This window comes from Parabacteroides merdae ATCC 43184, assembly GCF_025151215.1.
In the GTDB taxonomy this organism is placed as follows: Bacteria; Bacteroidota; Bacteroidia; order Bacteroidales; family Tannerellaceae; genus Parabacteroides; species Parabacteroides merdae.
In genome coordinates, this window is the sequence record NZ_CP102286.1 from 3,301,170 (window position 1) to 3,313,046 (window position 11,877).

Sequence of the window (11,877 nt, forward strand, 5' to 3'; positions counted from 1 at the left end):
TATTCTTTAAATTATACTAAGTACACCTATATGCATCCACACCGGAGTGTTTTGGCTCCCTTATGATGCTTTTTCTTCAAAACAAGCAAGAAAAGTACCGAAAACAAGCAGAAATGATCACAGACATCCCCATCTTGCACCTTTCAACATCCGGATGTATGGGGCGGTTACACCCGGATGTTTCTGCTCCGGACACCCGGATGTATGGAAACAAAACATACCAACTAATTGATTAATCTATGCTTATATTGCAAAACAAAGACTATGACTTTCAGAAAACCGGTGATACATAAGTGATAGACAAATATGGCATCTATCACTCCTACGCACCATGATTATCAAAACCCGCATGGTAAAGTGTGATAGAGTGACAGAGGATTCCGCAAAAACAAGTTCTGCAACCAAGCCCTGTCTCTCTTATTCTCCTACCTTTATTTCCACGATTGCATCCGGCAGGCCTTCCGCCGTAGCTTTCAACCGGATGGTGCCTGCCTTGCCCGTGTTTTGTATGACCGCCATTGCTTTTCCGTAGAAAGCGTGGCGTTCCGGTTTCTTAAGGCTGACGGGATCATTCTGATCTCCGTTATCTGTCCCGGCGATAAAGCCGTCCCCCTCAACCGTAAAGCGAAGCAGGTTGTCGGCATACGGCACCAAGTTTCCGTCTTTGTCCTGTATTTCCACGGTCACGAATGAAAGATCCGTGCCATCGGCGTGCAAGGCGGAACGATCGGGGATCAGCATGATCCGGGCAGGCTCGCCGGCCGTACGGATCTCACGTGTAAGCACTTCCTTGCCGTCCCTACGGGAAACGGCTTTCAACGTACCCGGCGTAAAAGGAACCCGCCAGCAGACATGGAAAGCATCGTCCGGCTTGCTCTTGACACCCAGGCTCTCGCCGTTCAGGAAAAGCTCCACTTCGTCCGCCCGGTTATAGTAGGCCCAGACATCGACAGTCTCTCCCTTTTTCCAGTTCCAGTGCGGGAAAAGGTGAAGAACCGGCGTGTCGGTCCATTCGCTCTGGTACATATAATAGACATCTTTCGGAATACCTGCCAAGTCGACAATACCGAAGAAACTGCTACGGCTCGGCCACCAGTAAGGTGTCGGTTCACCCAGATAGTCGAAGCCCGTCCAGATAAACATACCTGAAACATAAGGTAGCCGCTTGACTTCCCGCCAAGTCACCTCATGGGTCGAGCCCCAAGGTACATGGCAGTTGTCATAAGCCGAGCAAAGGTGTTCGGGACGATCGAACCGTTCCCGCCAGGTGTTCGGCCAGACATACATCGAATCGGAGGGCATCTGGTAGTAGCCGCGTGTCATCAGGGCGGAAGTAGACTCGCTTACAATTAACGTCTTGCCCGGAAAATTCTGCGGAAACGGTTCGTAATTCTTTTCGTGATAGTTGAATCCCAATACATCCAATGCATTCGAACGAAAGATCAGGTTACCCGGTGTCGCCTCGTTGTTGGCTGCAGTGACAGGGCGCGTCTTATCCAGGCGCTTGACGATCGCCGCCAGCGAATGGGCGATCAATCCCTGTACGCTCATGGCGGTATCGGACAAGATCTTGTCATCCACCGGATGGCCTGCATTGAGGATCAGGTTGGCGGCTTCGAGACTGAGGGTGTCGGCATCGGCATGTTGCCATTGCTCCAGTACTTCGTTTCCAATGCTCCACATAAAGACGGACGGATGGTTACGGTCGCGCAGGACCTGGTCTGTCAAGTCCTTTTCATGCCATTCGTCAAAATACTGGGCATAGTCGTACGGTGATTTCCGTTTCCGCCACATATCGAAAGCCTCGTCCTGTACCAGCAATCCGATCCGGTCACAGATGTCGAGCAGTTCGGGTGCCGGCGGGTTATGGCTGGTGCGGACGGCATTGGCCCCCATGTCTTTCATCATTTGCAGTTGACGTTCGAGTGCCCTCGGATTGACCGCGCTTCCGAGGCATCCCAAGTCATGATGCAGGCAGACGCCCAATATTTTGGTCGGTTCTCCGTTCAAGGAGAATCCCGTATGCTCGTCCCAATCGAATTTGCGTATGCCGAATGTGGTTCGATAGCGATCCGTCAATTTATTGCCGACTCTCACCTCGGTTATGGCGGTGTACAGATAAGGATTCCGGACGCTCCATAGTTCAGGATAGAACATTTCTATCGTGTGTGTAACGATTTTCTTCCCTCCTGCGGCTATCTCGGCCGGGGAGGATATCCGGTAGAGGGTCTTTCCTTCCTTGTCTTGTATCAGGGTAGAAACTTCCACGGTCACATCGGATGCCTCGTTTTTCAAAGTCGTTTCAATCTCGACCGTACTCTTGTCCGCATTCATGACCGGAGTAGTGATGTTTGTCCCCCAATTGTCCACATGGACTTGTCCGGTTTTCACCAACCATACATTCCGGTAAATGCCGGACCCTGAATACCAACGGGAATTAGGCTGGTCGCTGTTATCGGCCTGGACAACCAAGACATTCTCCTCCTTTCCATAATTCAGATACGGTGTCAGATCATAACGGAACGAAACATATCCGTTGGGACGAAAACCTAGCAAATGTCCGTTCAGCCAGACTCTACTGTTCCGGTAAACGCCGTCGAAATCAATATAGATCACTTTTCCCTTGTCGCTTTCAGACAGTTTGAAGTGTTTCCGGTACCACCCCATTCCACCGGGCAGCGCACCGCCTCCGGGAGTTGCCGGGTTATCGAGAGAAAAATCCGCCTCGATGCTCCAGTCGTGAGGCAAGTTCAGGACTCGCCAATTGCTGTCATCCGTATCGGGAGCGGACGCATTGGCTTGTTTTTCAGTCAGGGCAAAGCGCCATTCTTTGTTGAAGGATATTCTTTCACGCCCTTTTTCCCGTGTGGCACATGCAGTAAGGAACAGACAGACCAAGGCAAATACGGATAGTCTCATACGTGTACAGTTAACTCGTTTATATTATACAAAGGTAATACAAAAGAGACTAAAAAATGAGGGAAGAACATACAAAATAAAGGGGTATATCGTTATAATATCATACATTTGTAGGGATGAACCCGGTTTGTTCATCTTCAAAAAAGAAAGATAAAACTATGGCAGCAAAGAAAGACAGAGTGCTTTGGGCAGACGATGAGATAGATTTGTTAAAGCCCCACATCCTTTTCCTGCAGGACAAGGGATATGAAGTGATTCCGGTAATCAGCGGGCAGGACGCCATCGAATGCTGTAAGGAAGAATCGTTCGACATTATTTTTCTGGACGAGAATATGCCGGGGCTTACCGGATTGGAAACATTGGCGCAGATCAAGGCGATCAATCCCGATGTCCCTGTCGTCATGGTGACCAAGAGCGAGGAAGAAAGCATCATGAACCAGGCTATCGGTAACAAGATCGCCGATTACCTGATCAAACCGGTCAATCCGAACCAGCTGCTCTTGTCTATCAAGAAGAATGTCCACAAGAACGTAATCATATCCGAAACAACGACTGTCGGCTATCAGCAGGAGTTTGGGCGTATCGGCATGCAGATCAACGACTCACTGACAACCGATGACTGGATGGAGGTATACAAGAAGCTCGTCTATTGGGAAATCGAATTGGAAAACAGCCAAGTTCCGATGACCGACATGCTGCGCATGCAGAAACAGGAAGCAAACAACGCATTCGGTAAATTTGTCAAAAAGAATTACGTGGACTGGATTCAGCATCCTGAAATCCGTCCGCTGATGAGCCCGGATTTGTTTAAAAAGAAAGTATTCCCGATGCTCGACAACGGGGATAAGGTATTCTTCATCCTGATCGATAATTTCCGTCTCGACCAGTGGCGCGAAGTAAAAGATCTGCTTGCCGAATACTATACGTTCGACGAAAGCCTGTACTACAGCATCCTTCCGACCGCCACACAATATGCCCGCAACTCGATCTTCTCCGGGCTGATGCCCTTGCAGATCGAAAAGATGTTTCCGGAACTTTGGGTGGACGAGGACAGCGAGGAAGGGAAAAACCTGAATGAAGCACCGCTTATCCAAACGCAGATCGAGCGGTTCCGTAAGAAATATACGTTCTCCTACCATAAGGTACATGATTCGCAGTATAACGACAAATTGCTGAATATCGTTCCTTCCCTCCTTCATAACCAGCTGAATGTGGTGGTACTGAACTTTGTCGATATGCTGTCCCACGCCCGTACCGAAAACAAGATGATCCGCGAACTGGCCCAGAGCGAAGCGGCCTATCGCAGCCTGACACGCTCCTGGTTCCAGCATTCGGGCACGCTGGAACTTTTCAAGCGTATCGCCGGAAAAGGGTATAAAGTGATCGTTACGACCGACCACGGTACTATCCGCGTCGATAATCCGGAGAAAGTGATAGGTGATAAGAATACAAATACCAACCTGCGCTATAAGGTGGGCAAGAACTTGAATTATAATCCGAAGGACGTGTTTGACATCCGCTTTCCCGACAAAGCGGGGTTACCTTCCCCAAACCTGAGCAGCAAATATATCTTTGCGATGAACAACGATTTTTTCGCTTATCCGAACAACTATAACTATTACGTTTCTTATTATAAGAATACATTCCAGCACGGTGGTATTTCAATGGAGGAAATGCTGATTCCTTTCATCACGATGACGGTAAAATGATTGACAACTGCAAAATAATTGGCAATTGGCAATTGTTAATTGCCAATTGTTTTAACTTTGCAACCATAAACACCAATTGCCGATTGCCAATTCTCTTTCTCTCTGAATTGTCAATTGCCAATTATCAATTATCAAAGCTATGCGTACAATTAAAATCGAAAGTTTAGATACGATCCGCCAAGCAGCCAAAGAGTTTATTGCCGGGATGGACGACCGTACCGTATTCGCATTCCGAGGGAATATGGGAGCAGGGAAAACGACTTTCATCAAGGCTATCTGTGAAGAGTTAGGCGTGGAGGATGTCATCAACAGCCCAACGTTCGCCATTATCAACGAATATCGCAGTAGCGAAACCGGTGAGCTGATCTATCATTTTGACTTCTACCGCATCAACAAACCTAGCGAAGCGGAAGATATAGGCACGGAAGATTATTTCTATAGCGGTGCCCTCTGCTTTATCGAATGGCCGGAAAAGATCGAAGATTTATTGCCGGGTGACGTCGTGGAAGTTGCCATCACAGAGAACCCTGACGGTTCCCGCACCGTAGAAGTGAAATAAGATGGAACCTACCGAATATTTTATCCTGATACTCTTTATCGCATTAGGGATATTCTCGGTTATCGCTGCGATCCTGAATCTCGACTGGTATTTCCAGACCAGCGGAGCCATGACATTCGTCAGGTGGCTAGGACGCAAAGGCGCCCGTATTTTCTATGCTCTTTTGGGATTAGGATTGATTGCTTGTGGAGTGGCAGGACTTATCTTCTGGAATTGATAACGGGCAATTGACCAGTGACAATTCGAAATGTAACGAACCGGCCAAAGGTCGAACAAAATTGTCAATGGTCAATTGTTCAGACCAGTGCAAAGTCCAGCTGTTTCCTTTCCAGGTTAGCTTGTGCTACTTTTACAGTGATGGCATCTCCTAACCGGTAAATGCGCTTTGTTCTACGACCGAGCAGGCAATAGTTCTTGTCGTCAAACTCGTAATAGTCGTCATCGAGGTCACGGATCGGGACAAGCCCTTCACATTTGTTATCATTCAGCTCCACATACAATCCCCATTCGGTGACACCGGATACGACACCATCGAACACCTGTCCCAATTTATCTTTCATAAACTCGACCTGCTTGTACTTGATGGACGAACGTTCGGCATTTGAAGCCACCATTTCCATCTCGGAGCAATGTTTACAATACTCTTCATATTTGTTCTTTATCACACTACGGCCACCTGCCAGATAGCGTTCCAGCAAACGGTGCACCATCATATCAGGATAACGGCGGATAGGAGAAGTGAAGTGTGTATAATAATCCATTGCCAACCCGTAGTGACCGATATTATCCGTCGTATAGTGGGCTTTCTGCATGGAACGGATAGCCAAAGTCTCCACCAGATTTTCTTCCGGTTTACCCTGTACACTATCCAACAATTTATTGATCCCTTTGGATATATCCGTTTTCGTCCCTTCCGTACGCATTTTGTAACCGAAACGGCTAATGAATGCGGAAAAATCTCTTAGTTTCTCAGGGTCCGGCTGTTCATGGATACGATAGACAAACGTTTTCTTTGTCTTATTCTTACTCTTTCCAATAAACTCGGCTACCGTACGGTTTGCCAATAACATGAATTCTTCGATCAGTTTATTGGCTTCCTTCGATTCTTTAATGTAAGTTCCCAACGGCTTACCGTTCTCATCTATATCGAATTTGACTTCGTAACGGTCGAAAGCAATTGCTCCGTCCTTGAAGCGGCGGTCGCGCAATTTTTGTGCCAGGCCGTTAAGTGCCAGGATTTCTTCTTTATATTCACCCTCCCCGGTTTCGATGACAGCCTGAGCCTCTTCGTAAGTGAAGCGACGGTCGCTCTTGATAATGGTACGGGTGATATGAGACTGTTGGATTTCGGCATTCTTATTCAGCTCGAAAATCACGGAAAAACAAAGTTTCTCTTCATTCGGGCGGAGCGAACAGATCTGGTTGCACAAGCGTTCCGGCAACATCGGAATGGTGCGGTCCACAAGATAAACAGATGTCGCACGGCTGAAAGCTTCCCGGTCTATCAGGCTTTCCGGTTTAACGTAGTAGGTCACGTCGGCGATATGAACGCCAACTTCCCAATTGCCATTATCCAGCTTACGGGCGGAAAGGGCATCATCGAAATCCTTAGCGTCTTTCGGGTCGATCGTGAAAGTCGTGACGCCACGGAAATCCTCACGCTTGGCAATTTCCTCTTCCGGGATTGCATCCGATATCTTTTCTGCGGCCTTTTCAACGTTAGCCGGATATTTATATGGTAGATCGAACTCAGCCAAGATAGCATTCATCTCCGCATCGTTGTCACCGGCAGTCCCCAGGATATCGACCACCTCACCCAACGGGTTCTTGGCCTCTTCCGGCCATTCGGTGATACGGACGATCGCTTTGTCGCCGCTCTTGCCGCCTTTCAGTTTGTCTTTCGGAATAAAGATGTCGTTTGCAAGCGTCTTGTCTTCCGTAATAAGGAAAGCAAAACCTCTGGTCACCTGTAATTTACCTGTGATCAAGCGTCGCTGGCTTTCCAGTATCTCGATAACCTCGCCTTCCGGGTCAGCCCCTTTTCTCTTGGCATGAAGTTGTATTTTCACCTTATCACCGTTAAGCGCATGTGCGGAATTTCGCTCTGCCACAAAAATCGGTGTCCCGCCATCTTCGGGGATAAAAGAGTTCTTACCATTCTGACGACGCATAAAGGTTCCGACAGCAGTCGTTCCCCAATCATTGTAACGGTAGCGTCCCCTGTCTATTTCAGAAATGAAGTTGTCGGAAGAAAGATCATACAGGATATCCACTACCTGCAACTTCTGCACTTGATTGGTAACTCCTATCATACTGCTGATTTGCCGATAGTTAAAAGGTTCTTTGGGAGAAGACTTGAAAACGTTGATGATGGCATTGATCATAGCCTCTTTCTTCATCCGTTTGTTTTCGCCTTTGGAGCTGCTTTTCTTCTTCCCCGGTTTATTACTTTTCTTTTCAGATTTATTCTTAGTCATATTTTCTTTTCCTATGTTTTACAAAGTAAACAATAAATTTTAAGAAGCTGTTTACATTTGTGATAAATAATATTCGGGAGATTTTATTCTCCGAAACAGTTGGCCCTTACTCCTTTAACCCCCGGTTTACAGCAAAACACACTGCCGCTTAAGGGGTATTCCCGGAGCTGTTCTTCGGACAAGCCTGCACGAGCCGTTGTTATATAAAGCGTATCCATTTTTTTCCCACCGAAAGCGCAGGAAGCGACATTCGGCGCCGGGACCTCTACTTTTGCCAGCAATTCTCCCGTATAGGGATTGTAGCAGTAAACGCCATAACCACCCCATTGGGCTACCCAAAGATGGTCGTCGCTATCGATCGCCATACCATCGGGCACTCCCGTTCCACCAGGCAAGGTAACGGCTATACCGTCGAACAGGATATCCCCGTTGTCGGCATCGTAGCGATAACGGGCTATTTTGCCGGTAGGTGTATCGTTGTAATACATGAATTTCTTGTTGGACGACCAGACGATCCCGTTTGAGATCGTGACCTTTTTCAATTTCGTAGTGACGGTTCCGGCAGGCGAAACAGTGTACAAAGTTCCGGCACCTTTAGGCGCACCGAATCCCATCGTTCCGACCCATAAATGTCCGGCCGGATCGCATTTACCGTCATTGCAGCGCACTTTACCGTTTTCGTCAGGTATCGGAGCAACGGAAGTGGTATGTCCGTCATGCAGGTTTACCCGTACAATTTCGTTTTGCAAGGCAATGATGACCGTGCTGTCTGTTTCGGGAACCACCGTCGATACCATACGGTCGAATTTCCAGGAACTGCATTCTTTTGTATCGGGATGATATTCGTATAATGTTTGCCCTTCAATATCCACCCAGAATAAGGTGTGACGTTCGGGGTGCCAGATAGAACCTTCTCCGGTAGTCGCTTCAGCCTGATAAGCTAACTCTGCTGGAATCATTTCGACCTTTGGTGAACAGGATGTCGTCATAATTGAAATTGATAATAAAATAAATGCATTAATAAGACAATGTTTCATGGTATAAAAAGACTGTTCTTGCCAGTTATGGATAAGTTTTATGCAAACATACTAAATAAATCCGATATTTCTTTTAAATTAGGCCCCGAATTTATATAATCGGCTCTGATTGCCATTAATGAACAGATTTTAAATAAATAGTAAAATGAAAGAGTTGAATGAAAAAACTGCCGGTAAAATGCTGCATCCGGAACGGGTCATCCAGTTCGGAGAAGGCAATTTCCTCCGGGCATTCGTGGATTGGATTATCCAGAAAATGAACGAGAATGTAAATTTTAACAGCAGTGTCGTGGTGGTCCAGCCCATCGACCGGGGAATGGTCGACATGTTGAACGCACAGGATTGCTTGTATCATGTCAATCTTCAAGGGTTGGACAAAGGTGAAAAAGTCAACAGCCTTACCCGGATCGATGTGATAAGCCGCGCATTGAATCCTTATGCGGACTTTTCCGCTTTTATGAAACTGGCAGAACAGCCGGAGATACGTTTCGTCATTTCAAATACGACGGAAGCAGGAATAACATTCGATCCGGCTTGCAAGTTGGAGGACGCGCCTGCCTCTTCCTATCCGGGCAAGCTGACGCAATTGCTTTATCACCGCTACAAGACATTTAACGGAGAAAAAGACAAAGGTTTGATTATCTTTCCGTGCGAGTTGATCTTCCTGAATGGGCATAAACTGAAAGAAACCATTTACCAGTACATCGATTTATGGCAATTAGGAGAAGATTTCAAAACCTGGTTTACGGAATGCTGCGGTGTATATGCGACACTGGTCGACCGTATTGTCCCAGGATTTCCACGTAAAGAGATCGATTCAATTAAAGAGGAACTGCAATATAACGACAATCTAGTCGTACAGGCGGAAATATTCCATTTATGGGTAATCGAAGCGCCCGAATCGGTCGCCAAAGAGTTCCCGGCAGACAAAGCAGGCTTGAATGTGCTGTTTGTTCCGAGCGAGGAACCTTACCACCAGCGGAAGGTAACCCTTTTGAACGGCCCTCATACAGTTTTAGCACCTGTCTCTTGGCTTTCCGGAGTGAATATCGTGCGGGATGCCTGCCAGCACGAGGTGCTGGAGAAATATATCCACAAGGTAATGTTCGAGGAATTATTGGAAACGCTGAATCTGCCGAAAGAAGAACTGGTGAAGTTCGGCAATGACGTCATGGAACGTTTTAACAACCCGTTCGTCGACCATTCGGTCGTATCCATCATGTTGAACTCATTTCCTAAATATGAAACACGCGACCTGCCAGGCTTGAAAGTCTATCTGGAACGGAAAGGCGAGTTACCCAAAGGACTGGTGTTAGGTCTGGCTGCCATTATTACCTATTATAAGGGATACGTCCGTGCCGATGGAACAAAATCCGAACCGAATGATTCCGCCGAAATTCTTCAACTGTTGCAGAATCTTTGGGCTACCGGCTCGACCAGGCAGGTCGCCGAAGGCGTATTAGCGGCAACTTCCATTTGGGGAGAAGACCTGAACCGCATTCCGGGATTGACCAATATGGTAAAAGGTTTCCTGGATGCCATTGAAGAAAAAGGAATGCTTAATGTCGTTAAAGAAATTTGCTGATGCGGACTTATATACAAATAAATCCGGCAGACAACGTCGTGGTCGCCGTAAAGAATTTACAGACCGGCGTATCTTTGGATATCAACGGCAGAACAATCGTTGTCCTGCAGGATATCCCTGCAGGGCACAAAGTAGCCTTACAGGATTTTAAAGAAGGAGACCATGTCATCAAATATGGTGCTCCCATCGGACATGCACGTGAAGTGATAACTACCGGAAGCTGGGTGAATGAAAAAAATATCAAGACCAACCTGGAAGGGTTACGGGAATATGAATTCAATCCGCAACCTATTCCGGAACAGCCATCCGGAAAGTCACTTTCTTTTAAAGGATATCGCCGCAAAAATGGAGAAGTGGGAATCCGGAACGAGATATGGGTGATTCCGACTGTCGGTTGCGTCAACGGCATCACGCACCGGTTGGCAGATCGGTTACGACAGGAGACACAAGGCACCGGAGTCGATGCGATCGTCGCATTCCCTCATAATTACGGCTGTTCCCAACTGGGAGACGACCATGAGAATACCCGGAAGATTTTACGGGACATGGTTCTGCATCCGAATGCCGGTGCAGTTCTCGTTGTCGGGTTAGGCTGCGAAAACAACCAAGTCGGTGCTTTTCGGGAAATGCTTGGCAATTACGATACCGAACGCATCCGCTTTATGGAAACGCAAAAAGTGGATGATGAACTGGAAACGGGAATGGAACTGTTGCGTAAACTCTATGCGATCGCTTCACAGGATAAACGGACGGATATTCCTTTAAGTGAGTTGCACGTAGGATTGAAATGCGGAGGATCGGATGGATTCTCCGGTATTACGGCCAATCCGCTGTTGGGTGTCTTTTCCGACTTTCTGGTAGCACAGGGAGGAACAACTGTCCTGACGGAAGTCCCGGAGATGTTCGGCGCCGAGACGATCCTGATGAACCGGAGCGAATCGAAGGCTGTCTTTGAAAAGACTGTTCATCTGATAAATGACTTTAAATCCTATTTCATAGAGAACAAACAGCCGATTTACGAAAACCCTTCTCCCGGCAATAAGGCGGGAGGTATTTCCACCCTGGAAGAAAAATCGCTAGGCTGTACGCAAAAAGCCGGAACTTCAGCTGTTCGGGATGTTATGCTTTATGGTGAACGGCTAAAGACAAAGGGACTGAATTTATTGAGTGCCCCCGGAAACGATCTCGTGGCCAGTACGGCTCTTGCTTCCTCCGGCTGTCATCTGGTTTTGTTTACAACCGGAAGAGGGACTCCGTTCGGAACGTTTGTTCCAACAGTCAAAGTTTCGACCAACAGTAATCTAAATGCCCGCAAGCCAAACTGGATTGACTTCAATGCCGGTTCTCTTTTAGAGGGCGAAAGCATGGAGGAACTTCGTGAACGCTTTATCCGGTTCATCATTGGTATCGCAAGTGGTAACCCGACAAACAATGAAAAGAATGATTACAGAGAGATTGCAATCTTCAAATCCGGAGTAACACTTTGATTCATGGAGATATCAAAATTCCTTTATCATGATCTTTTAGGCACGGATCTCACGGATTTACACGGATAAATTTATTTTCTTTCCGTGTAAATCCGTGAGATCCG

Annotated in this window: 8 protein-coding genes; 5 read left to right on the top strand and 3 right to left on the bottom strand. The window is 47.2% G+C overall.

Annotated elements, in window-relative coordinates:
- Nucleotides 1-417: 417 nt before the first annotated feature.
- A complete protein-coding gene (locus tag NQ542_RS13675; protein WP_005633523.1) occupies nt 418-2,919 on the bottom strand; it encodes a sugar-binding domain-containing protein in 2,502 nt (833 codons plus the stop codon).
- A 158-nt stretch (nt 2,920-3,077) separates the two neighbouring features.
- On the opposite strand from NQ542_RS13675, the gene porX reads away from it, so the two are divergent.
- The 3 genes from porX to NQ542_RS13690 all read left to right on the top strand — a co-directional run bounded on the left by porX (nt 3,078) and on the right by NQ542_RS13690 (nt 5,404).
- On the top strand, nt 3,078-4,628 hold the full coding sequence (gene porX / locus NQ542_RS13680) for a T9SS response regulator signal transducer PorX (RefSeq protein ID WP_005649684.1): 1,551 nt from the start codon (nt 3,078-3,080) through the stop codon (nt 4,626-4,628).
- Nucleotides 4,629-4,767: 139 nt separating this feature from the next.
- Nucleotides 4,768-5,187, top strand: a complete 420-nt coding sequence (gene tsaE / locus NQ542_RS13685) for a tRNA (adenosine(37)-N6)-threonylcarbamoyltransferase complex ATPase subunit type 1 TsaE (RefSeq protein ID WP_005633530.1) — start codon at nt 4,768-4,770, stop codon at nt 5,185-5,187.
- Nucleotide 5,188: 1 nt separating this feature from the next.
- On the top strand, nt 5,189-5,404 hold the full coding sequence (locus NQ542_RS13690) for an immunity 17 family protein (RefSeq protein WP_005633532.1): 216 nt from the start codon (nt 5,189-5,191) through the stop codon (nt 5,402-5,404).
- A gap of 79 nt (nt 5,405-5,483) precedes the next feature.
- On the opposite strand, the gene rnr is transcribed toward NQ542_RS13690, so the two are convergent.
- Nucleotides 5,484-7,664 carry a ribonuclease R gene (gene rnr, locus NQ542_RS13695; protein WP_005633534.1) on the bottom strand — a complete coding sequence of 727 codons (2,181 nt, stop codon included), beginning with the start codon at nt 7,662-7,664 and terminating at the stop codon, nt 5,484-5,486.
- An 83-nt stretch (nt 7,665-7,747) separates the two neighbouring features.
- The gene (locus NQ542_RS13700) at nt 7,748-8,653 is read right to left on the bottom strand and encodes an SMP-30/gluconolactonase/LRE family protein (RefSeq protein WP_005649686.1); all 906 of its coding nucleotides are present in this window, start codon (nt 8,651-8,653) and stop codon (nt 7,748-7,750) included.
- A gap of 193 nt (nt 8,654-8,846) precedes the next feature.
- Between NQ542_RS13700 and NQ542_RS13705 the strand changes: the two genes are divergently transcribed.
- Both NQ542_RS13705 and NQ542_RS13710 read left to right on the top strand, forming a co-directional pair.
- Nucleotides 8,847-10,286, top strand: a complete 1,440-nt coding sequence (locus NQ542_RS13705; RefSeq protein ID WP_005633539.1) for a tagaturonate reductase — start codon at nt 8,847-8,849, stop codon at nt 10,284-10,286.
- The gene (locus NQ542_RS13710; protein ID WP_005633541.1) at nt 10,286-11,773 is read left to right on the top strand and encodes a UxaA family hydrolase; all 1,488 of its coding nucleotides are present in this window, start codon (nt 10,286-10,288) and stop codon (nt 11,771-11,773) included. The genes NQ542_RS13705 and NQ542_RS13710 overlap by 1 nt, the downstream gene beginning before the upstream one ends.
- Nucleotides 11,774-11,877 lie beyond the last annotated feature (104 nt).